This window comes from Amycolatopsis sp. cg5, from assembly GCF_041346955.1.
Classification (GTDB): domain Bacteria; phylum Actinomycetota; class Actinomycetes; order Mycobacteriales; family Pseudonocardiaceae; genus Amycolatopsis.
In genome coordinates, this window is the sequence record NZ_CP166849.1 from 2,582,166 (window position 1) to 2,603,374 (window position 21,209).

Here is a 21,209-nt window from a genome sequence, read left to right on the forward strand (position 1 = left end):
GAGCGCAGGGGAAGGCTCAGTGCTAATGCATGGAGGTGGCGGGAGATGTTAGTGTCGGAGCATGGAGTTCACGGTGGTCGGCGAGGGTTTGGCGGTGGATCTCGCGGACACGGAGCTGCTCGCGGTCTCACCCAAGGTGGATCTGCTGGCCACCGAAGAGGGCAACGAGAAGTTCTGGCAGCTGCACGCCGGGCAACTGCCAGAGGGCACCCGCGCGCCGGCCGCGGGCGCCACCCGGCGGCTCCGTGCCGCGGTGCGCGCGCTCCTTGACGCACGGGTGCATGGCGAGCAACCCGAGCCGTGGGCGGTGGAAGACGTCAACGCCGCGGCCGCTGCCGTGCCGACGAGCCTGCGGATGGACATCGCCTTCTCGCAGGACATCCGCTGGCACTACGACCAGGGCGGCGACGCCGCACTGGCCGCGGTCGCGCGCTCGGCGATCGAGCTCGTCACCGGCCCGCACGCGTCGCAGCTGAGGCGCTGCGCGGCCGAGGACTGCTCGATGCTGTTCGTGGCCACGAACTCGCGGCGGCAATGGTGCACGCCGAACCTGTGCGGCAACCGGGCGCGAGTCGCGCGGCACGCGGCGCGGAGCAAGCACGAGTGACGGCTCACGCCGGGTTGCCTGGCATTCGAGTGGGCGGGTGGCGCCGTTGGCGTGGCTGCAGGGTTGTGAGCGCGTCTTTTGCAACCTTGTGCGTTGTGAACGCCTCTTTCGCAACGTTCGCTCATCCTGAGGCCTTGGTTGGCTGGTTGCGGAGGGCTCAACGACGCAAGGGCGGCCCTTGTGTCGTTGAGCGTTACAAGGGCCACCCTTGTGTGAGGTGGTTCGCCCGGTTGGGCCGCGAGGCCGCTCCGAGCGCCGGAGCGACCCCGCGGAGATCAACGGCGGAGGTCAGTGGAGGGAGGAGAGGAAGCGAGGCGTCAGTTGCCGAATTTGCGGACGGCTTGGTAGTAGGTCCAGGCCGTGCCCTTGCAGATCACGTTGCCGCCGCAGAGGCTGAGGAGGTCCGAGTAGAGCTTGTCGTCGATCTTCTTGCGGTTGGTCTCGTTCCAGCGGCCCTGCTTCTTGTAGTTGCGGTAGCCGAAGTCGTGGCGGTAGCAGCCCTTGACGAAGTCCCAGCCCAGCGGCTTGTCGGGGGACCAGGAGCAGCCGTCGGAAGACCAGTCGAGCTGGCCGTTGTAGGGCTTCTGCGCCCGGACGGTCTGGAAACCGCCGAGGGAGGTGTTGAACAGGTAGGTGTCGGTGACGGCAGGAATGTCGACTGCCTGCGCCGTGCCCGCACCGAGCATGACGGTGGCGGCGACGGCGGCCGTGGTGATGAACGAACGCAGGGTTGTGCGCATTCGGGTCCCCAAGCTGGTCGGCGAATTTCAAGCCAGCACAGCATCGGGTGTTATGGCGTGGATCACCACCGCTGAAGGGTGGACGACTTGATGAAGCATCAGGGAAGTTCGAGCAACATGCGCGAATTGCCCAGTGTGTTCGGCTTGACGTAGGGCAGATCGAGGAACTCGGCGACGCCGGTGTCCACCGAACGGCGCATCTCCTCGTAGACCTCTTGGGGTACCGGGGTGCCCTCGATCTCGACGAAACCGTGCTTGGCGAAGAAGCGGGTCTCGAAGGTGAGGACGAACACGCGCTGGAGCCCGAGCTCGATCGCCAGGCCGACCAGCTGGCCGACGAGAGCGTGACCGATGCCACGTCCCCTGGCTGCCTTGTCGACCACGATCGTGCGGATCTCGGCGAGGTCCTCCCAGAGCACGTGCAGCGCGCCGCAGCCGAGCACCTCGCCGCCGGACTCGGCCACCCAGAACTCCTGCATGTCTTCGTACAGCGTGACCAGCTCTTTTTCCAGCAGTACGCGGCCGGCGTCGGAGTCGACGAGCGTCTTGATCTTGCGGACGTCCGCGATCCGGGCGCGGCGGACGGTCGGCTTCTCTGCTTCGGACGACACTTCGGAAGACACGCGTCCCAACTTAGTGGTCACCATCGGAAGTCCTCCGATGGTGACCACTAAGCGACGCACTGGACCTGAGTGATCGGGGGAGCGTGAAGGGCGCCAGCTACGCTAAGCCATGTGCCTTCTCCCACCACCGGTAATCGCCGTGTCTCCCTGCTGACCCTGGGCTGTGCCCGTAACGAGGTCGATTCAGAGGAGCTCGCCGGGCGCCTGGCCGCCGGCGGTTGGGAACTCGCTGCCGAGCCGGAAGAGTCCGACGTCGTGGTGGTCAACACCTGCGGCTTCGTCGAGTCGGCCAAGAAGGACTCGGTCGACACGCTGCTCGCCGCCTCCGACACCGGCGCCAAGGTCGTCGCGGTCGGGTGCATGGCCGAGCGCTACGGCAACGAGCTGGCCGACAGCCTGCCCGAGGCCGACGCCGTGCTCGGGTTCGACCACTACGCAGACCTCTCCGACCGGCTCGACGACATCGTCGCCGGGCGCACGGTCGCCTCGCACACCCCGTCCGACCGCCGCAAGCTGCTGCCGATCAGCCCGGTGCAGCGCCAGACCGCGAGCGAAGAGGTCGAGGTGCCGGGGCACGCGCAGCACGGCTGGGGCCCGCGAGTGCTGCGGACCCGGCTGGACGACGCGCCGGTCGCCGCGCTGAAGATCGCCTCCGGCTGTGACCGCCGCTGCTCGTTCTGCGCGATCCCGTCGTTCCGCGGCTCGTTCGTCTCACGGCAGCCGGACGAGATCGTCGCCGAGGCCATGTGGCTCGCCCAGAACGGCGTCAAAGAGGTCTTCCTGGTCAGCGAGAACTCGACCTCCTACGGCAAGGACTTCGGCCGTGACGGCGCACGCGCGCTCGAGCTGCTGCTTCCGCGCCTGGCCGCGGTCGAGGGCATCGAACGCGTCCGCGTCTCCTACCTGCAGCCCGCCGAAACCCGGCCCGGCCTGGTGAAGACCATCGCGACGACGCCCGGTGTCGCCGACTACTTCGACCTCTCCTTCCAGCACTCCAGCGAGACCGTGCTGCGCCGCATGCGCCGGTTCGGCTCGACGGACTCCTTCCTCGCGCTGACCGAGCAGATCCGCGAGTTCTCGCCGGAGGCGGGCATCCGCACGAACGTGATCGTCGGCTTCCCCGGGGAGACCGAGGAGGACCTGGCGGAGCTGGAGCGGTTCCTGACCGGCGCCCGGCTCGACGCGGTCGGCGTCTTCGGCTACTCCGACGAGGACGGCACCGAGGCCGAGACCTTCGACGGCAAACTCGACCCCGACGTGGTCACCGAGCGGGTCTCGCGGATCTCCGCGCTGGTCGAGGAGCTCACCAACCAGCGCGCCGAGGATCGCATTGGCACGATGGTCGACGTGTTGATCGAAAACGTCGACGACGACGACCCGATCGGCCGCGCGGCGCACCAGGCGCCCGAGGTCGACGGCGAGTGCGTGGTCGTCGAGTCCGACGGCCTGACGGTGGGGCAGTTCGTGCGCTGCGAAGTCGTCGATTCCGAGGGTGTCGACCTGATCGTGCGGCCGGTGCCGTGAGTGCCGCGCCCAGCGACGCGGGCGGCGACGCCCGCGAAGCCCAGCCGGCCGCGGTGCCGGAGCCGACCCCGGTTCCGACGCTGAATCTCGCGAACCTGCTGACCATGTCCAGGCTCGTGCTGGTCCCGCTGTTCGTCATCGCGCTGTTCAACGGCGACGGCACCGACACCTTCTGGCGGGCCATCGCGACCGCGTTGTTCGCGATCGCCTCGTTCACCGACCAGGTGGACGGCTGGGTGGCCCGCAAGTACGGCCTGATCACCGACTTCGGCAAGATCGCCGACCCGATCGCCGACAAGGCGCTGATCGGGGCCGCGCTGGTCGGGCTGAGCGTGCTGGGCGAGCTCGGCTGGTGGGTGACGATCGTGATCGCCGTCCGCGAGGTCGGCGTGACCCTGCTGCGCTTCTGGGTGATCAAGCACGGCGTGATCCCGGCCAGCCGGGGCGGCAAGGCGAAGACGCTGACCCAGGTCGCCGCGATCACCGCCTACCTGCTGCCGCTGCCAGCCTCGGCGGAGATCGTGCGCTGGGTGCTGATGGGCCTCGCGCTGCTGCTCACCGTCGTCACCGGGCTGGACTACGTCGTCCGCGCGGTCAAGCTGCGAGCGGCTGGTCAGCGGGCCGGAGCGGGCTCCTGACGATGGACGCGGCGGAGGTGATCGCCCGGCTCGTCGAGCGCGGCGAGACGGTCGCCACGGCCGAGTCGCTCACCGCAGGCCTGGTTTGTGCCGCTTTGACCGATGTGCCGGGTTCCAGCCGGGCGGTACGGGGTGGCCTGATCGTGTACGCGACCGAGCTGAAGACGGAACTGGCCGGCGTCGACCGGAACCTGCTCGCCGAGCACGGCGCGGTGTATCCGGAGGTCGCGGCCCAGCTGGCCGGTGGCGCGCGGTTACGCTGTCGTGCTGTTTGGGGTCTCGGCCTGACCGGGGTCGCCGGTCCCGATCCGCAGGACGGTGTGAGCCCCGGCACGGTCTACGTCGGACTGGCCGGTCCCGTCCATCTGGTCCGTGAGCTGCGACTTGACGGTGATCGATCAGCCATCCGGGTGGCATCCGTGCGTGCGGCGCTCGATCTGCTCGGGGAACATCTAGCTTGATCCAAGCGTTCGCCCTTGGCGTACGGACGTGTCAAACCCTGCGTTTACCCGTCTGCTCTGGGTAACGTGGTGACTAGTAGACCGGGAAGGGAGGCGCGTGATGACCGTGCTGTTGCGTGAGGCGATCGGTGATCGGCTCCGTCATGCCCGCACCAACCAGCGTCGAACGCTGCGCGACATCTCCCGCGCCGCCAGGGTCAGCCTCGGATATCTCTCCGAGGTCGAACGGGGGCAGAAGGAAGCGTCCAGCGAGCTGCTGGCTTCGATCTGTGAGGCGCTCGAACTGCCCTTGGGCGAGCTGCTGCACAACGTGGCGGCCGACGTGTCCGCGCTGGACAAGGTCGAGGTCGTGCCGGTGGAGGAGCGCTCCGGCGCCAAGGAGACGCCCAAGGCCGCAGGCGGGAACCTCGAAGGTGGCAGCCTGGTACCCGGCATGATCGGCAACGACCTCGCCGACCTGCGGCTTTCCGGGCCGCCGAGGATGAGCCCGGCACTGCGGACCACGATCAGCGCGCCGAAGATGGCTTCGATCATCGCGGCGTGAGAGCACTTCGATCTCTTCAGTGAGCAAAGCGGTCCCGGGGTCACGACCCCGGGACCGCTCTTGTTTCACGCCTATCACGATCAGGGTCGTCCCTGAATTCTCCCGGGGTCGCCTGGAAGGCTCAACGGCAACCTGACACGATGGAACTCAACGCCGGGGTCGGGACGTTCAACCTCTGTAACCAGCGCCGCTCAGCGCGGCGCGGTGGCAGGGGGATGCACGCCCCACCATCGGGTATTCGAGCCAGTGGGACGCAAGAAGGCAGGCGGAGGAGATGGCCAACCCTTTCGTGAAGTTCTGGAAGTACATGATGGCGGCGTTCTCGTCGAAGATCGACGAGCACGCTGACCCGAAGGTACAGATCCAGCAGGCCATCGAGGAGGCGCAGCGTAACCACCAGGCGCTCTCCCAGCAGGCCGCAGCGGTGATCGGCAACCAGCGTCAGCTGGAGATGAAGCTCAACCGCCAGCTCGGCGACGTGGAGAAGCTGCAGGCTTCGACCCGCCAGGCGCTGGTGCTCGCCGACGAGGCGCGCGCCAAGGGCGACGAGCAGAAGGCGGGTGAGTTCGAGAACGCGGCCGAGGGGTTCGCCGCGCAGCTCGTCTCCGCCGAGCAGAGCATCGAGGACCTCAAGACCCTGCACGACCAGTCGCTCTCGGCTGCCGCGCAGGCCAAGCAGGCCGTCGAGCGCAACGCGACCATGCTCCAGCAGAAGCTGGCCGAGCGCACCAAGCTGCTCTCGCAGCTGGAGCAGGCCAAGATGCAGGAGAAGGTCTCGGCTTCGCTCAACTCGATGACCGAGCTGGCCGCGCCGGGCAACACCCCGTCGCTGGACGAGGTCCGCGAGAAGATCGAGAAGCGCTACGCCACCGCGCTGGGCTCCGCCGAGCTCGCGCAGAACTCGGTGCAGGGCCGGATGCTGGAGGTCCAGCACTCGACCACGCAGCTGGCCGGCCACTCGCGTCTCGAGCAGATCCGCGCGTCCATGAAGGGCGACTCGGTCGCGCAGGTCACCGGTGGCGCCGCCGCCGCGAAGCCGGCGTCCTCGGGCGCCGACATCCAGCGCGAGATCCAGGCGCGGGTGCAGCAGGAGCAGCAGAAGAACTGAACGCGCGCTCCCGGTTCCGCGTCGCCAGGCTCTGGTGACGCGGAACCGGGGCGGCTTCGGCAAGACGAGGCGGGGGCTGGCGGATGAGCGGATCGGGTAAGCGGGACTTCAGCGAGTTCAACGCGAAGCTGGAAAAGCACATCGAGCGGCTGCCCGACTACGCGCAGCGCGCGCAGGAAAAGCTGCAGAAGTACTTCCCTCCCGGCGAGGAGGGCAACCGGCCCGCCGGTCAGCGCGGCCCGGCCGCGCCGCGGCAGCCGATGAAGATCCCGCCGGTGAAGCTGCCCCAGCTGCGGGTGTCGCCGACGGACATCCCGGTGGTGGCCGAGGCCCGCGCAAAGTGGACGCAGTGGAACACGCCCGAGTCGAAGCTCCAGCGGCGTAAGCGCCGTGCTTCGCGGGCCATGACGTTCTGGTTCATGTTGACCGTCCTTTGCGGTCTCTACGCACTCGTCACCGGACTCGGCCTGGTCGGCAACCCCGCGGGCGACATGGCGCAGGCCGTCGCGGGCATCGCGGGCGTGGTCATCACCGGCACCCTCGGCGTGCGGTCCGGCCTGCGGCTGCGCCAGCTCGGCAAGACCCAGCTCCCGGTGAGCAGCACGCCACCGCCGCTGCCTTCGGCCTCCTCGGCCGCCCGCATCCCGATGGAGCGGCTCGCCGAGTCCGAGGCCTCGCTGACCGAGCTGCTCCGCCAGCTCTCGATCCCGTCTTCCGTCGGCACCACCGCGATCCCCGAGATCTCGGTCGCCGACGCGCGCAACACCGCGAACGAGGCCGCCGCCGCGCTGCGCGGGCTGGCAGGCCGTATCCAGGCCATCGAACGGGCCTCGGGCGCCGCTCCCGCCGGTGAACGGGCCGCTTTGGACTCCGCCATTCGCTCGCTGACCGAGCAGCTCGAGGATGGTCTCGAAGGCTACGGCGCGCTCGTCGCCGCCGCCGGGCACGCGGTCGCCGCGAGCGGTGGCGGCATGGGTGTCTCCAAGGAGGCGCTCACCAACGCCACCGATCACCTGGCCGGTCTCGCGATCGCGTTGCGAGAGCTGTCCTGAACACCCTGTCCGTCGGCCGCTCGACGGCCGATCCCGCCTTGGCCGACTGGTACGTCGACGGCTTCCCCTTGGCCCGGCTGATGTCCAGGTTCGACTGCGAAGGCCTGATTCCCAGCGGCAACGGCTTCGTCGTCACAAACAACCCCCAAGACCTGCTTGGACGGTCCGGGAAGGACAGTGAGCTGCCGTCCGGACGGGAGGCGTTGTACACCTGCTCGCTGTGCGGTGACTTCGGCTGCGGCGTGCTGGCGGTCCGCGTGACCTACGGCGAGACCACGGTCAGGTGGACCGACTTCGCCTGGGAGTCCGAGAGCGAGCCGGTGCTCGGCCCGTCCACGGACTACGCCGCGCTTCCGGCGATCGAGTTCGACCTCGCCGCGTACGAGGCCGTGCTCCGTCAACTGTCGCGCTGAAGCCGCGCAACGGCCGGGTGATGACGACCTGTAGTCGTACCGGCACCGAAACACCGACGTAACGCAAAACCTGTGTTCGCCGCAACGCTCGGCGTTTACCCTGGTCACTGTGAATGCAGGGCTGTATACAACGCCGGATACGGCGAAGTCACGGGCCGCCGAGGTGTACCTCCGACTGCGCGAGGAGGTCATGGGCGGGCTCGTCACACCGCGCGTGCGCCTCGGGGAAGAGCGGCTCGCGCAGCGCTATGGCGTCTCCAGGACACCTGTCCGTGAAGCGCTCGCCAGGCTGGCCACCGATGGCCTGATCGAGCGCAGGGACAACGGCTTCTACGTCACCACACCGAATCTCGCGGAGCTCAAGGATCTGTACGAGCTACGCGTGACCTTGGAGCTCAGGGGGATCGCACGGGCCATCGAGGACCCGGCGACGTGGCACGACCTGACCATCATCGACGCCGAACTGGCGCGGTGGCAGGCTTTCCGCGCGGATCCGCCCCCACCGGACCCGCGGTTCGTCGTGCACGACGAACAGTTTCATGTCACCCTTTCGGCCGCGTCGGGCAATCCAGCGCTGACCGACGCGCTGATCGCGGTGAACCAGAAGATCCGGCGGGTCCGGATGTACGACTTCCTTACCGCGGAACGGATTTCCGAGACCATCGACGAACATCTGGAGATCCTCCAGGCGATCCGCGACGGCGAACTCGAGCGTGCTTACGACGCGTTGTTCGCCCACGTCGGTGGTTCGCTTTCGGTGGTTCTCAGTCGCGCGGAGCGCGCTCTGACGCAACTGGCGCTCCACAGTGGACTTTCTTGAGGGAACCGCCCGCCCGCCTAGGAAAGGACGCACCATGACCACGCTCCCGCCGGAACCCGAGTACGTCCCGCCGACCCCCGCGAGCGCCGTCGGCCGGGTGATGGCCGCGTTCGACCGGATCGCCGAGGTCGATCGGCCAGAAGTCTGGATCACCCTGCGTTCCGCCGAAGACGTGCTCGTCGACGCCAAGGCCGTCGACGAGCGGGTGCGCGCGGGGGAGCGGCCGCCGCTGGCCGGGCTTCTCCTTGCGGTCAAAGACAATGTGGACGTCGCCGGGCTGCCGACGACGGCCGGGTGCCCGGCGTTCGCGTACACCCCCGAGGTGAGCGCGACGGCCGTGCGGCGGCTGACGCAGGCGGGCGCGGTCGTGCTGGGCAAGACGAACCTCGACCAGTTCGCCACCGGGCTCGTCGGCTCGCGCAGCCCGTACGGCGCGGTGCGCGGCGCGAAGGATCCGCTCAAGGTGAGCGGCGGGTCGAGTTCGGGCTCGGCCGTCGCGGTCGCGCTGGAGCTGGTCGACATCGCGATCGGCACCGACACCGCGGGCTCCGGGCGCGTGCCGGCCGCGTTCAACGGGATCGTCGGGCTCAAGCCGACGCTCGGGCTGGTGCCGAAGACGGGCGTGGTGCCTGCGGCGCGGTCGTACGACTGCGTGACGATCTTCGCCCGCAAGCTCACCACGGCGCAGCTCGCGCTCGCCGAGATGACCGGGCCGGACGCCGACGACCCGCAGAGCCGTGAGTGGCCGGACTCGGTCCGGTTGAGCGCGGGTGAACACCCCCGCGTCGCGATCCCGGACGACAAGAACCTCGAACCGCTCTCGCCGAGCGCGCACCGCGCGTTCGCCGCGGCCGTCGCGTCGCTGCGTGCGTCGGGCGCGGTCCTGACCACCGTCGACATCTCGCCGCTGCTGGACGCGGCGAAGCTGCTCTACGACGGCGCGCTGGTCGCCGAGCGCTACGCCGCGGTCGGCGAGTTCCTGCGCGAGCACCCCGAAGACGCCGACCCGACGGTCGCGAAGATCATCCTGGCCGCCGGCAAGCTCAAGGCACACGACCTCGCAGCCGACCAGGAACGGCTCGCGCAGGCCAAAGCGACCGCGGCGAAGCTGCTCGCCGGGCAGGACGCGCTCGTGCTGCCGACGGTGCCGGAGCACCCGACGCTCGCCCAGGTCGAGAAAGACCCGGTCGGGGTCAACAAGCGGCTGGGCACGTACACGAACTTCGTGAACCTGCTCGACATGGCCGGTGTCGCGGTGCCCGCCGGAACCGCGGACGGCGGCTCGTTCGGGCTGACCGTGCTCACCCGTGCCTTCGACGACCAGATCGCGCTCGACCTCGCCGCGCTGTTCACCGGCGAACTGGCCGAAACCCCTTATCCCGACAAGGGAATCGACTTGGTCGTGTTCGGCGCGCACCTGCGCGGGCAGCCGTTGAACCATCAGCTCGTCAGCCTCGGCGCCCGCTTCGCCGAAGAAGTGCTCACGGCCGAGGAGTACCGCATGGTGGCCTTGCCGACGACGCCGCCGAAACCGGGCCTCCTGCACGTCGGCTCGGGTGGCGCGGCGCTGGAAGGCGAGCGTTGGCTGCTTTCCCCTGCCGCGCTGGGCAAGTTCCTCGCCGGGCTGCCCGCCCCGATGCTGCTCGGCCGGATCCTGCTCGACGACGGCACCGAAGCGGTCGGCTTCTACTGCGACCCGTCGGCGGCCGAGAACGCGAAGGACATCACCGCGTTCGGCGGCTGGCGCGCCTACCTGCGGCGCGTCATCGCCTGCCGGAAAGACCCCGGGTGACCCGGCGGACCAGGCCGGGCCCGTGCAGCGCGAAGCCGGTGTAGAGCTGGACCAGGCTCGCGCCCGCGTCGAGCATGCGCCGTGCGTCGTCGGCGTCGAGGATGCCGCCGACGCCGATGATCGGGAGCTTGCCGCCGGTCTCGGTGTGCACGAACTCGACGACCTCCCGCGCGCGGGAGGTCAGCGGCCTGCCGGACAGCCCGCCCGCCTGCTCGGCGAGGTGGGCGTCCGACGGCGCGAGGCCTTCGCGCGACAGCGTGGTGTTGGTGGCGATGAGCCCGTCGACGCCGTGCTCCTCGCAGACGCCGAGCAGCTCGCCCAGCGCCTCGTCGGTGAGGTCCGGCGCGACCTTCACCAGCAGCGGCACCGGCTTGCCCAGCTCGGCCATGGTCTTGCGCAGTTCGGCGAGCAGCTCCGCCAGCGCGGACTTGTCTTGCAGCGCGCGCAGTCCCGGCGTGTTCGGGGAGCTGACGTTGATCGCGAAGTAGTCGGCGAACGGGTGCAGCGCCTCGAGTGAGGACCGGTAGTCCTCGACCGCCGCTTCGAGCGGGGTGACCTTGGACTTGCCGATGCTGATCCCGAGCGGGACCTCCGGCTTGCCGAAGCTCTGCAGCCGCGCGGCGAGCGCGTCGGCGCCCTCGTTGTTGAAGCCCATGCGGTTGATCACCGCGTCGGTCTCGGGCAGCGTGTACAGCCGAGGCCTGGGGTTACCGGGCTGCGCGAGCCCGGTCACGGTGCCGACCTCGACGAAACCGAAGCCCAGCGCAGGCCACGCGTGCAGCGCGCGGCCGTTCTTGTCCATCCCGGCGGCGAGCCCGACCGGGTTGGGGAAGTCCAGGCCCAGCACCGAAACCGGGGCCTCGGTGCGGTAGACGCGGCGCAGCGCGGCGAGCGCGGGCGACGACCGGCTGACCTTCGCGAGCACCTGGAGGGTGCGCTCGTGCACCAGCTCGGGGTCGTTCTTGCTCAGCCCGTACAGCGCGGGGCGGACGATCTTGTCGAACAGCACGGGCCCCATCGTGCCTTACCGCTGATCCGGCTTCCATTCGTCCTCGAGCATCGCGAAGATGATCTCGTCGGTCCATTCGCCCTTGACCACCTCGTTCTCGCGCAGGTGGGCCTCCTTGCGCATGCCGAGGCGTTCCATCAGCGTGGCCGACGCGGTGTTGCGACCATCACAGCGGCCGATGATCCGGTGCAGGCCGAGCTCCTCGAAGCCCAGCCGCAGCAGCGCGGTGGCGGCCTCGGCGGCGAAGCCCTTGCCGTGGAAGTCGGGGTGGAAGACGAACCCGACCTCACCCTGGCGGTGTTCCGCGCTGAGGTACTCGAGGTTCAGGTCGCCGATCAGCTGCCCGGTCGAGGCCAGCTCGACGGCGATGGCCAGGAACTGGCCTTCCTTCTGCAGCGTCGAGCTGTGGATGCGCTTGGCCAGCGCCGCGGCCGATTCGGCGCGGCTGCGCGGGCCCCAGTAGAGGTAGCGCGCCACGTCGGAGCGCGACTGGAAGGCGTTGAGCGCGTCGAGGTCGTCCGATCGGAACGGGCGGAGGATGAGACGTTCGGTGGTGATCGGGTAGTCCGGACGGAGCATGCCGCCAGGCTAGCGAGGTCCGCCGGATTTGGTGAGGGGTTTTCCGGGAAATAAAGAAGCCCCCGACGCCCTTCCCGCACGGCAAGGTTTCAGTGGGGCCCGGGTCGGACTGAGTCCCGGGGCGTCGGGGGCCTGGTGACTGCCTGGTATTCGCTAGCAGGCAACACGCGAAGCTGGCCACGAGGTGGCCGCTGGTAGTCCCATCGCGCGGCGTCCGCTAGCGGACAGCCACCTCACAAGTCCTCTTGGTATTCAACGCAGGACCACCTCCTCTCTTGTGTACTTCCAAGCTAGGCGAAGAGTCCGATGCCCTGCAACATCATTATTTTCGTTGTGCTGGAGCGGGTCCAGCCTGGCAGTGCGGGCAGAACCAGGTCGGCCGCTTGCGCACGTCGTGCCCCTGGTCGGTGACCACGACCTTGCCGCCGCAACGGAAACAGCCCTGCCGTGTGCGTTCGTAAACCCAGTTGCGGCGGCCTCGCCCCATGTCGCCGGTGGTGCATTGCTCGTGCCGCCAGGCGTTGGCGAGCAGCAGCTTGCGGCCGAGCGCGACGACCTTGTCAGCGTCCACTTCGGACACCGGGGTCCACGGCGTGACACCGAGGATGAAGCACATCTCGACCTTGTAGAGGTTGCCGACGCCCGCCATGACCCGCTGGTCGAGCAATGCCAGCCCGAGCTCGCGGCCGGGGTTCGCGCGCAACGCGGCCGCCGCGCGTTCGGCGTGCTCGTCCGTCCACTGTGGATCGAGCAGGTCGGGGCCGAGATGGCCGACGAGCGTGTGCTCTTGCTTGGTGGGCACCAGCTTCAGGTCGTGTAGGCGGAACCCGATGGCCTGCACGTCCTCGGTCATCAGGATGACGCGCGCGTGGTGCGCGGGGAACCGCCAGCTCGCGCCGCGCGGGTAGATCCGCCAGGTGCCGTCCATCTTCAGGTGGCTGTGCAACGTCAGATCGCCGGAGAAGCGGGTCAGCAGATGCTTGCCGACCGTCCCGACGCCGAGCACGTCGCGGCCCGCGAGATCGACGGTGGCGAGCGCGGGATGACGGAACTCGCCACGCGTCAGCGTCTTGCCGGCGAGTGCCTTGTCGAGTTGCTTCCCGTGCAGGAAGACGGTGTCGCCTTCGGGCATCAGCTCGACTGCGAGGCGGGCTCTGAGGTCTCTTCCGGCTCTTCGGAGCGCACGCGGTGCCTGCCTGCCCGGTTCGAGCGCAGGATCTTCGCCAGCACCATGTTGAACGTCAGCGCGATCTCCTGCGCGCCCGGCGAGTTCCACTCGTGGATCGGGCTGCACGCGCCCTGCGCCTGCTGCACGGCGAGCCGGTCGGGGATACCGGTCGGCATCACCAGCGAACCGAAGGAGTCGCGCAGCTCGGCGACCCGGTACTGGTGCTCGTACGACCGCACGCGCAGCTTGTTGACGAGCACGCCGATCGCGCGCAGGCCGGGATTCGCCTCTTCGCGGGTCTTCTCGATCGCTTCCAGCGCGCGCTGGGCTCCGGTGACCGCGTAGATGGTCGGCTCGGTGACGATCAGCGCGCTGTCCGCGGCCACCAGCGCCGAGCGGGTCAGCCTGCCCAGCGACGGCGGGCAGTCCAGGATCACCAGCTCGTACGGCTCTTCGCGGATCGGCGCCCGGTGCAGCTCGTCGAGCGCGCGCGAGAGGTTCTCGAGACGGCGAGGGTCGGCTTCCGGCTCGTTGAGCAGCTGGAGTTCCTCGGCGCCGACCAGCACGTCGACCTCGTCGCTCCAGACACTGGGCGCGATGGCCCGTTCCAGCACCGCGCGATGCGGGGTCTCCAGCACATCGGCGAGAGTGGCGTCGGTGTACGGCGGGTCGAGCGAGGTGGTGGCGTTGCCCTGCGGGTCGAGATCGGCGACCAAGGTGCGGGTGCCCCTACGCAGAGCGGCGGATGCGATACCTAGCGCGACCGTCGTTTTCCCGACACCGCCCTTGAGGCTGAGAACCGCGACCGTGTGCACTCGACAGAGCCTACGGGTTCAGCCGGTGTGCGCTGCTGGGCAAGGTGCCGAATCTCTCGTCAGCGCTGGTGCGGGCCACACGAACAGGCTGTGACCACCCGATCGGGTAGGTCGGGGTGACCATTACGCTGCGGCCTATGAAAACGGACACCGTGGCAGCACGCGGGTCGGGTGCGGTGCGCCGCGTGCTTGAGGCCGAACTGCGGGCCGCCCGCTCGCGCGGCGTCGAGCAGCCCCTCGTGGTCGACGTCGGCGGCGGCAGCGGCGGCTGGGCGGTGCCGTTCGCCTCGGCCGGGTGCCTGGTCACCGTGGTCGAGCCCAACCCGAACGCGCTGGCGACGCTGAAGCGCCGCGCGGAGGAAGAGGGCGTGTCCTCGCGGATCACCGTGGTGGCCGACGACTCCGACGCGCTCGCGCGCCACGTCAGCCCCGGCTCCGCCGACCTGGTGCTCGCGCACGGGCTGCTGGAGGTCGTCGACGACCCGGCGATCGTGGTGGCGGCGCTGGCCGAGGCCGTCGCGCTGGGCGGCGCGGTTTCGGTGCTGGTCACCAACCGGTTCGCGACCGCGCTGCACCGCGCGCTGGCCGGGCGGCTCACCGAAGCGCGCCAGGTGCTGGAGAGCGCCGCCGGTGTGCTGCCGGGCGGACGTGACACCGTGCTGCGGCGGTTCGACGTCGCCGGGCTGGAGACTTTGCTGACGGGCACCGGGCTGACCGGCGTGACGATCCAGGGTGACGGCGTCGTCTCCGACGCGGTCGCGCGGGGTTCTCGTGAAGACGAGCTGGCGGAGTTCGAGCTGCTGGCCGCTTCGACGCCGCCACTGCGCGACGTCGCCACGCGCCTGCACGCGTTCGCACGCCGGGTTTCCTGAAACTGTCGGTGGTCGCGGGTAGCGTCCCGTTCCGTGGGTAGGAGTGGGGATCTTCGGGGCGGGGTGAGCCGGTTCCGGGTCGGTACCGGCGACACGTCGTGGCCGGACGACACCGGGTGCGGACTGCTGCATGTGGACATGGACGCGTTCTTCGCGTCGGTCGAGCTGCGCAGCCGTCCCGAGCTGGCGCACCGGCCGGTGGTGGTCGCGGGAGCGGGCCCGCGGTCGGTGGTGCTGTCGGCGAACTACCACGCCCGCGAGTTCGGGGTGCGCTCGGCGATGCCCGTCGGCGCGGCGAAACGGCTGTGCCCGCAAGCGGTCTACATCCCGCCGACGCGCGGGCTCTACAGCGAGGTCTCCGCGGGCGTCATGGAGATCTTCCGCGAATTCACCCCGTTGGTCGAACCGCTGAGTCTCGATGAGGCCTTTCTGGACGTTCGGGGCGCGTTGAAACGCTTGGCCACCACACCCGCGGCCATCGGCGCGGAGATCAGGCGCCGCGTCGCCGAGGAACACGGGATCACCTGCTCGGTCGGCGTCGCGAAGGTCAAGTTCATCGCCAAGCTGGCAGGCGGGCTGGCCAAACCGGACGGAATGGTCGTCGTGCCCGCCGCCGAGACCCTCGCCTTCTTGCACCCGCTGCCGGTTTCGGCGCTGTGGGGCGTCGGCAAACGGACCGGTGAACACCTCAAGCAGCTGGGGCTGGACACGATCGCCGACGTCGCGGCCGCGCCGCTGCCGAGGCTGCGCCGGTCGCTGGGCGTCGCGGTCGGCGAGCATCTGCACGCGCTCGCCAACGGCCACGACGACCGCGAGGTCGTGCCGGACGCGCCGGAGAAGTCGATCGGTGCCGAGGTCACGTTCGATGTGGACAAACATGACCGGGCCGAGCTCGGGCTGGAGCTGCTCCGGCTGTCCGAGCGGGTGGCCGGCACGTTGCGTGCCAAGGAAATCCGCGGCCGGACCGTGTCGATCAAGGTGCGCTTCGCCGACTTCAAGACCATCACCAGGGCACGGACGCTGGCCGCGGCCACCGACGTCGCCCGCGAGATCCACGGCACCGCGGTCGAGCTGCTCGCCGAGCACGCGCCGACGGGCGCCGTCCGGCTGATCGGCGTTCGGGTGGATGGACTCGGTTCGGCCGGTGGTGGCGAGCAGCTCACGTTCGAGTCCGACGCGCCGCGCTGGCGCGACGCCGAGGTCGCCGCGGACTCCGCACGTTCGCGGTACGGGGCCGCCGCCGTGCGCCCTGCGTCACTGCTATCTCGGCAAGACGGGTGATTTTCCTCGCCCGGACACGCTCTGTCGCTACCCCGGACCCGGCGAATCGGTGTTTTTCCTCAAATCTATGCAGGCATGATGCGAGATCGGGTAGTCGTCTGAGCGCGGGACTCGTATCCTGGACAGTAGCCCCCCGCCAGGGGGTGTCTGTTGGGTCCACGACGTTGCGCGGCCCGGCGCCCGCGACAGCTGTGCCGGAGGAGGAAAGATGCCACTCTCCGAGCATGAGCAGCGGCTGCTCGATCAAATCGAGCGCGAGCTCTATGCCGAGGACCCCAAGTTCGCGTCCACGGTGCGCGGCACCAGGTTGCGACGACCCGCTCGAAGGCGGCGTATCCAGGGCATCGCCCTGTTCGTCGTCGGGGTCGCGTTACTGGTGCTAGGCGTGGCCGTGGTACCGATCCGGGTCGCCGATATCCCGCTCGTGAGCGTGTTCGGCTTCCTGGTCATGTTCTTCGGGGTCATGCTCGCCGTCACGTCGATTCGGCAAGGTGCCGAGTCAGCGGACGGCAAAGACGGCGGGGCGCAGTCCCGTCCGTCGGGAGGCAGCTCCCGCAAGAGTTCCTTCACCCAGCGGATGGAAGAGCGTTTCCGTCAGCGTTTCGAGGACCAATAGGGTCCGTCACCGGACTTCCTAGGTAAGCCGCGTCCACCTGGTGGGCGCGGCCTTCCTCATGCTCGGGGCCGGTTGGGTGCGGAAATTCTCACACCCGCTCGGCCTCACCCGTCTCGGCACGTTACAAGGGCCGCCCTTGCAACGCTCTGGGTGACAAGGGCCGCCCTTGTCACGTGCCAGACCGCGGCCCGGCGACTCGCCCGAAGGGGTCGTGAGTGGTACGGCCGGTTCTAATGAGCGGAAGGTCAAAGGTGGCGTGTCTGGTGTGCTCGGCCGCGGCCGGGGTGGCTGTGTGGGAAATGCGTCGTTGAACGACGCAAACGGCACTCATCCAGATGCAAGAGCCAGGTATGAGGGCTCTCTTCATCCACGGTCGGCGTCGGTGAGGGCCTCCCTCACCCGAGCCGGGCGGGTGAGGGCCTCCCTCACCCGTATATACGGACCAACTAGGCCCACACCCCACGGATCCGAGTGAAGTAGGCCCTCACCCACACTCGACCAAGACCCTGCCGCAGGCGGACGGGGCAGCCGATGAGGGGGTCGTGAGTGGTGCGGCCGGTTCTAACCGGCCGCACCACTCACGACCCCACGCCGAGCTGCCGAACACGCCACCTTTGCGTTTCCGCTCAATAACCGGCGAAAACACTCACGACCCGCGTGCTCGGGCACCTCTCGCGTGCAGACAAACCGGTCGTCCAGGGCTGGAGCGACCAACGCCCAACGCCAGGCTTCTTAAGGCTTCTTACGCCGGAAGATGCTCTTCGGGAACAGCTTGCCCTTCCAGGACATCGGGGCGTTGCGGCGCAGACTGCGGCGCAGGCCGTCGAAGGCCGGGTCGAGCCGCGGGTCCATCGGGCTGCCGTCGCTGTACCACGAGCGCTCGACCACGCCGATGACCGTCCGCAAGCCCTCGCGGCCCTCGTCGTCGAGGTGATGTTTCTGGGCGAGCTTCTGTCCCGCGACGCGCACGGTGTCGCTCTCCGGGATCGGCAGGCCACGGTCCGTGCACTCGGCCATCAGCTCTTGCCACGCCGCGTCGGCCGCGCCGGGGGAGAGGCTGGAGATGGCCTGGAGGCGGCGGCGTCTGGTGAAGTCGCGGATCAGCGCGGGCGCGCCGACCAGTACCACGGTCAGCACCAGCACCACCGCGAACCAGATCGACAGCCACGCCGCGAGGAACCCGAGCGCCGCGAGCCACAGTCCGGCGGCCGCGAGCGGCAGCCAGTTCGTCAGCTGAGGTCCGAGCGGGGGTTTCGCGTCGGGGTCGTCCGGCTCGTCCGGCTTTTTCTGGCCGGAAGACTTCTTTTCCAAGGAACGGATGTGCCGGACGGCGAAGAAGATCACCAAGCCGGTCACCAGCAGCGCGAGCAGGCCCAGTATCCCGGCCACGATGACGGGCCAGGTCGAGCCTTGGTCGTCCGACTTGGTGCCGGCGCCGCTGGTGGTCGTCGGAACACCGGTGGCCGGCGCCGAGCTGGAGGCCTTGCTCGGCTTCTCGTCCTCGGGGCTCTGGGTCGCGGTGTCCGTGCTCTGCGGGTTGCTGCTCAGGTAGGGCGGGACGAAGCCCCGGCTGTCGGAGAGCGGGGTCGGGTCGAAGCTGACCCAGCCCTTGTCACCGAAGTAGACCTCGACCCAGGCGTGCGCGTCCTTCGTGGTGATCGCGCGGTAGTCGGCGACCTGCTCACCGGGGGTGAACCCGATCGCCACCCGGGAGGGGATGCCGAGCGACCGCAGCATGACGGCCATGGAGGAGGCGAACTGCTCGCAGAAGCCACGCTTGCCGCGCAGCACGAAGTCGGCCAGTCCGTCAGGGCTGCTCTTCGGCGCGGTCTTCGTGTCGTAGACGAAGCCGTTCGACTCGGTGAAGAACCGCCAGAGCGCGGCGGCCTTGTCGAAGTTGTTCGTCGCGTTCTCGGTGATCTGCCGAGCCAGCTTCACGACGTCCTGGTTGATCCCGGAGATCGCTGTGTAGGTCTCGGGTGCCTGGGACGCGCCCGCGTCGGCGTCGCGCAGCTCCTCTTTCGTCGGCTGCTTGAGCGAGGCGATCTCGGTGTACGGGCCGGAGCTGGCCTGCGTGGTGCTGAAGACCGCGCCGATGGCGGGGTCGTAGAAATAGTCCTTGCCGACGACACTGCCCTGGATCGCGCGGGGCTGGCCAACCACCGGAAGCCAGAAGTCGACCCAGTTGGTCGGCTCGATGTCGATCTGGGCGCCGGCGGTGGTGCCGTCGTCGCCCGGTGCGGGCGGCAGCGACGGCGCGTCGGCGCGCACCCGGTTGTCCAGCTTGCCGTCGTTGCCGATCCGCCAGCCGGCGTCGTCACCGTCGGGCTTGTAGGTGTCGAGCGTGAACGCGCGCAGGAAGCGCGGTGGTCCGACGAGCCCGCGGACCTTGAACAGCTCCACGTTGGTGCCCTGGTCGAGCAGGCCGCGCATCTTGGTGAACGGTGCGACGCCGTAGCCGCCGGTGCGGTTGCCGCCCTTGCCGTTGCCGGAACCACCGGGCAGCGCGCCGACCGTGCCGACGCCGGTCACCGCGGTGCCGACGATCAGCCCGAGCACCAGCGCCAGGCTGACCACGGCGACCGGGGTCGCCACGGTGCCCGGCGAGTTGCCGAGGCCAGGCGCGTCGCGGTTGCGCCAGCGGCGGTGCCGGTGGTTGCCGTCGATCGCGAGCAGACCGGCGAACGCGCCGGCGCCCAGCAGGAACGTCCACCACGGCAGCATCTCGTCGGACAGCGACGCGGGCACCGCGTAGACACAGAGCAGGACCAGTCCGGTCGCGGCAGGCGCGGACGCGGCGACGGCGAGCGTGTCGATCAGGATCGCGACCAGGCCGATCGACATCGTGGTCAGCGCCAGCAGCGGCGGGGTCGCGTCGGCAGGCGGGAGTGTGGTGCGGATCTGCTCGGCCGCGGCGCCGATGACGTCGCCCAGCTCACCGAACGCGGCGGGGCCGGGAATGATCTTGAGGATGCCGGTGGTGGTGAACGAGCCGGTCACCAGGAACGCCAGCACCAGCAGCTGCGCGAACCCGACGACGATCGTCGGCGCGCGCAGCGACCGAAGCGCCAGGCCGGTGCAGGCGACCAGCACGATCGCCACGAAGATGTAGCCGACCCAGGCCCAGCCGGTGATCACGCCGGTCAGCGAGGTCGACGCGCACAGCGTCGCGGCGCCTGCGGCGACCGGCGCGAGCACGGAGCTGTTCCACGCGGTCGGCTGCGGCACGGGCCGCTCGGTCGGGGTGTGCAGTTCGGTAGCCGTGCTCATCTAGAACGATCCCCCGATCAGGGTGCCGCGGCGGGTGGCCGTCTGGCACAGCTCGGCCCACACCTGCTGCATCGGCGTGACCGGGTCCGCGACCACCACACCCCAGCCCGCCGCCTCGAGGATCGCGATCGACTCCTCGGTGGCCGTGGCCCGGTGTCCCGGCGCGTTGAGCGAACCACCCCAGGTCGGGGTGTCGAGCAGCACGGCGAGACTGCGGATGCCGCGCGGGCGGTACTGGGTCAGCTCACGCACGGAGTCGTTGCTGACCGTGCCGAGCACGGCGATCAGCTCCTGGCCCTCGGCCGGGTCCGTGCCGAGCGTGATGTCGCGCTGGTGCGCGGGCTGCAACGCGGCCAGCGCGTCCAGCACGATGTTGTCGTAGTGCTCCCCGCCTTCGCCGGGAGTGTCCGCGAGCGTCTGGCCGTGCTCGGTGACCAGGCGGACCCGGTGCCCCGACCGGCGCAGGTGCAGGCAGACCGAGGCGGCGAACGAGACCGCCCACTCCAGGCTGGCCGCCGGACCGGCGCCGTGGTGCGCGGCCGCGCGGTGGTCGAGCAGCACCGTGGTGCCACCGCGCCACGGGCGCTCCTCGACCCTGACCATGATCTCGTCGCGCCGCGCGGTGGAGCGCCAGTGCACCTTCCGCAGGTCGTCGCCGGTGCGGTACTGCCGCACGATGACGTCCGGCTCGCCCTGGCCCGCGTGCAGCCGGATGCTGCCGTCGTCGCCGGCGCCGATCCCGGCGCCGCTGGGCAGGCCGAAGAGCCCGACCACCTTCGGCACGACGACCAGACGTGAGTGCCCGATGAGTTCCCGTTCGAACTCGCAGAGCCCGAACGGGTCGGTGATCGTCGCGCGCAGCGGCCCGACCTGCTGGATACCGCGCAGCACCGGCTGGATCGGGTAACGCAGGCCGACCGGCCGGTCGTGGGGGAGCCGCTCCACCACGAACCGGGGCCTGGCGCCGAGCGCGTACGGGACGCCGTCTTCGAGCAGCACCTCGCCTGCCGGGAGCCTGCCGTGCCGCCACAGGTCGAGCTGGACTTCGCCGACCGAGCCGACCGAGACCCGCTCCGGCAGCAGCTTGCGCGCCGCGCCGATCTTCAGCCGGGTCAGCGCGATGAAGCCGGCCACCAGCAGTGGCAGCGCGACGACGAACATCGCCACCCGGAGCAGGTCACGCTCGTTCAGCACCACGGAGCACGCCGCGGCGGCCACCCCAGCGGCTAGTAAGCAGCGGCCCCGCGTGGTCAGGCCGGAGAGTGCGCGCAGCATCT

General features: G+C 69.6%; 21 protein-coding genes. 13 read left to right on the top strand and 8 right to left on the bottom strand.

What is annotated here, in order from left to right; translation table 11 throughout:
- Positions 1 to 61 precede the first annotated feature (61 nt).
- Positions 62 to 607, top strand: a complete 546-nt coding sequence (locus tag AB5J62_RS11845) for an ABATE domain-containing protein (RefSeq protein WP_370948254.1) — start codon at positions 62 to 64, stop codon at positions 605 to 607.
- A gap of 317 nt (positions 608 to 924) precedes the next feature.
- Here the strand turns inward: AB5J62_RS11845 and AB5J62_RS11850 are convergent, their stop codons facing one another.
- Positions 925 to 1,347, bottom strand: a complete 423-nt coding sequence (locus AB5J62_RS11850; protein ID WP_370948255.1) for a phospholipase — start codon at positions 1,345 to 1,347, stop codon at positions 925 to 927.
- 98 nt (positions 1,348 to 1,445) lie between these two features.
- Positions 1,446 to 1,970 (bottom strand): amino-acid N-acetyltransferase, encoded by a 525-nt coding sequence (locus AB5J62_RS11855; RefSeq protein WP_370948256.1) that lies wholly within the window; start codon positions 1,968 to 1,970, stop codon positions 1,446 to 1,448.
- Between the two features lie 111 nt (positions 1,971 to 2,081).
- Between AB5J62_RS11855 and rimO the strand changes: the two genes are divergently transcribed.
- The 9 genes from rimO (at position 2,082) to atzF (ending at position 10,322) form a co-directional block, all read left to right on the top strand.
- The gene (gene rimO / locus AB5J62_RS11860; protein WP_370948257.1) at positions 2,082 to 3,494 is read left to right on the top strand and encodes a 30S ribosomal protein S12 methylthiotransferase RimO; all 1,413 of its coding nucleotides are present in this window, start codon (positions 2,082 to 2,084) and stop codon (positions 3,492 to 3,494) included.
- Positions 3,491 to 4,132: a CDP-diacylglycerol--glycerol-3-phosphate 3-phosphatidyltransferase gene (gene pgsA / locus AB5J62_RS11865; protein ID WP_370948258.1), complete on the top strand. Its 642-nt coding sequence runs from the start codon at positions 3,491 to 3,493 to the stop codon at positions 4,130 to 4,132. The genes rimO and pgsA overlap by 4 nt, the downstream gene beginning before the upstream one ends.
- Before the next feature lie 2 nt (positions 4,133 to 4,134).
- On the top strand, positions 4,135 to 4,593 hold the full coding sequence (locus AB5J62_RS11870) for a CinA family protein (protein WP_370948259.1): 459 nt from the start codon (positions 4,135 to 4,137) through the stop codon (positions 4,591 to 4,593).
- 100 nt (positions 4,594 to 4,693) lie between these two features.
- Positions 4,694 to 5,137, top strand: a complete 444-nt coding sequence (locus AB5J62_RS11875) for a helix-turn-helix domain-containing protein (protein WP_370948260.1) — start codon at positions 4,694 to 4,696, stop codon at positions 5,135 to 5,137.
- Positions 5,138 to 5,411: 274 nt separating this feature from the next.
- Positions 5,412 to 6,245: a PspA/IM30 family protein gene (locus AB5J62_RS11880; protein ID WP_370948261.1), complete on the top strand. Its 834-nt coding sequence runs from the start codon at positions 5,412 to 5,414 to the stop codon at positions 6,243 to 6,245.
- A gap of 83 nt (positions 6,246 to 6,328) precedes the next feature.
- Positions 6,329 to 7,297, top strand: coding sequence for a hypothetical protein (locus AB5J62_RS11885; protein ID WP_370948262.1), 969 nt, complete (start codon positions 6,329 to 6,331; stop codon positions 7,295 to 7,297).
- Between the two features lie 38 nt (positions 7,298 to 7,335).
- Complete coding sequence (locus AB5J62_RS11890) at positions 7,336 to 7,710, top strand: hypothetical protein (RefSeq protein ID WP_370948263.1); 375 nt, start codon at positions 7,336 to 7,338, stop codon at positions 7,708 to 7,710.
- Positions 7,711 to 7,819: 109 nt separating this feature from the next.
- Positions 7,820 to 8,530: a GntR family transcriptional regulator gene (locus AB5J62_RS11895; protein WP_370948264.1), complete on the top strand. Its 711-nt coding sequence runs from the start codon at positions 7,820 to 7,822 to the stop codon at positions 8,528 to 8,530.
- A gap of 34 nt (positions 8,531 to 8,564) precedes the next feature.
- On the top strand, positions 8,565 to 10,322 hold the full coding sequence (gene atzF / locus AB5J62_RS11900) for an allophanate hydrolase (protein ID WP_370948265.1): 1,758 nt from the start codon (positions 8,565 to 8,567) through the stop codon (positions 10,320 to 10,322).
- Here atzF and AB5J62_RS11905 read toward each other — a convergent pair.
- The 4 genes from AB5J62_RS11905 to AB5J62_RS11920 form a co-directional block, all read right to left on the bottom strand.
- Positions 10,294 to 11,331: a quinone-dependent dihydroorotate dehydrogenase gene (locus AB5J62_RS11905; protein WP_370948266.1), complete on the bottom strand. Its 1,038-nt coding sequence runs from the start codon at positions 11,329 to 11,331 to the stop codon at positions 10,294 to 10,296. The two genes, atzF and AB5J62_RS11905, sit on opposite strands and share 29 nt — an antisense overlap.
- A 15-nt stretch (positions 11,332 to 11,346) precedes the next feature.
- Complete coding sequence (locus AB5J62_RS11910; RefSeq protein ID WP_370948267.1) at positions 11,347 to 11,910, bottom strand: GNAT family N-acetyltransferase; 564 nt, start codon at positions 11,908 to 11,910, stop codon at positions 11,347 to 11,349.
- A 322-nt stretch (positions 11,911 to 12,232) separates the two neighbouring features.
- Entirely contained in the window at positions 12,233 to 13,042 is an 810-nt protein-coding gene (locus AB5J62_RS11915; protein WP_370948268.1) for a DNA-formamidopyrimidine glycosylase family protein, read from the bottom strand.
- Positions 13,042 to 13,893, bottom strand: coding sequence for a ParA family protein (locus tag AB5J62_RS11920; RefSeq protein ID WP_370948269.1), 852 nt, complete (start codon positions 13,891 to 13,893; stop codon positions 13,042 to 13,044). The genes AB5J62_RS11915 and AB5J62_RS11920 overlap by 1 nt, the downstream gene beginning before the upstream one ends.
- 137 nt (positions 13,894 to 14,030) lie before the next feature.
- Between AB5J62_RS11920 and AB5J62_RS11925 the strand changes: the two genes are divergently transcribed.
- From AB5J62_RS11925 to AB5J62_RS11935, 3 genes are all read left to right on the top strand, one after another.
- A complete protein-coding gene (locus AB5J62_RS11925) occupies positions 14,031 to 14,765 on the top strand; it encodes a methyltransferase domain-containing protein (protein ID WP_370948270.1) in 735 nt (244 codons plus the stop codon).
- A 63-nt stretch (positions 14,766 to 14,828) separates the two neighbouring features.
- On the top strand, positions 14,829 to 16,046 hold the full coding sequence (gene dinB / locus AB5J62_RS11930; RefSeq protein ID WP_370948271.1) for a DNA polymerase IV: 1,218 nt from the start codon (positions 14,829 to 14,831) through the stop codon (positions 16,044 to 16,046).
- A 208-nt stretch (positions 16,047 to 16,254) separates the two neighbouring features.
- On the top strand, positions 16,255 to 16,662 hold the full coding sequence (locus tag AB5J62_RS11935; RefSeq protein ID WP_091290881.1) for a DUF3040 domain-containing protein: 408 nt from the start codon (positions 16,255 to 16,257) through the stop codon (positions 16,660 to 16,662).
- A 732-nt stretch (positions 16,663 to 17,394) separates the two neighbouring features.
- On the opposite strand, the gene AB5J62_RS11940 is transcribed toward AB5J62_RS11935, so the two are convergent.
- Together AB5J62_RS11940 and AB5J62_RS11945 are read right to left on the bottom strand one after the other, a co-directional pair.
- The gene (locus tag AB5J62_RS11940; RefSeq protein ID WP_370948272.1) at positions 17,395 to 19,932 is read right to left on the bottom strand and encodes a DUF3488 and DUF4129 domain-containing transglutaminase family protein; all 2,538 of its coding nucleotides are present in this window, start codon (positions 19,930 to 19,932) and stop codon (positions 17,395 to 17,397) included.
- Positions 19,933 to 21,207, bottom strand: a complete 1,275-nt coding sequence (locus tag AB5J62_RS11945) for a DUF58 domain-containing protein (RefSeq protein WP_370948273.1) — start codon at positions 21,205 to 21,207, stop codon at positions 19,933 to 19,935.
- Positions 21,208 to 21,209 lie beyond the last annotated feature (2 nt).

Excerpts from the sequence above, each read along its gene's own strand:
- AB5J62_RS11845 (WP_370948254.1), top strand. The coding sequence starts at position 62 with ATGGAGTTCACGGTGGTCGGCGAGGGTTTGGCGGTGGATCTCGCGGAC.
- AB5J62_RS11850 (WP_370948255.1), bottom strand. The coding sequence starts at position 1,347 with ATGCGCACAACCCTGCGTTCGTTCATCACCACGGCCGCCGTCGCCGCC.
- AB5J62_RS11870 (WP_370948259.1), top strand. The coding sequence starts at position 4,135 with ATGGACGCGGCGGAGGTGATCGCCCGGCTCGTCGAGCGCGGCGAGACG.
- AB5J62_RS11875 (WP_370948260.1), top strand. The coding sequence starts at position 4,694 with ATGACCGTGCTGTTGCGTGAGGCGATCGGTGATCGGCTCCGTCATGCC.
- AB5J62_RS11880 (WP_370948261.1), top strand. The coding sequence starts at position 5,412 with ATGGCCAACCCTTTCGTGAAGTTCTGGAAGTACATGATGGCGGCGTTC.
- AB5J62_RS11885 (WP_370948262.1), top strand. The coding sequence starts at position 6,329 with ATGAGCGGATCGGGTAAGCGGGACTTCAGCGAGTTCAACGCGAAGCTG.
- atzF (WP_370948265.1), top strand. The coding sequence starts at position 8,565 with ATGACCACGCTCCCGCCGGAACCCGAGTACGTCCCGCCGACCCCCGCG.
- AB5J62_RS11910 (WP_370948267.1), bottom strand. The coding sequence starts at position 11,910 with ATGCTCCGTCCGGACTACCCGATCACCACCGAACGTCTCATCCTCCGC.
- AB5J62_RS11915 (WP_370948268.1), bottom strand. The coding sequence starts at position 13,042 with ATGCCCGAAGGCGACACCGTCTTCCTGCACGGGAAGCAACTCGACAAG.
- AB5J62_RS11925 (WP_370948270.1), top strand. The coding sequence starts at position 14,031 with ATGAAAACGGACACCGTGGCAGCACGCGGGTCGGGTGCGGTGCGCCGC.
- AB5J62_RS11935 (WP_091290881.1), top strand. The coding sequence starts at position 16,255 with ATGCCACTCTCCGAGCATGAGCAGCGGCTGCTCGATCAAATCGAGCGC.
- AB5J62_RS11940 (WP_370948272.1), bottom strand. The coding sequence starts at position 19,932 with ATGAGCACGGCTACCGAACTGCACACCCCGACCGAGCGGCCCGTGCCG.
- AB5J62_RS11945 (WP_370948273.1), bottom strand. The coding sequence starts at position 21,207 with ATGCTGCGCGCACTCTCCGGCCTGACCACGCGGGGCCGCTGCTTACTA.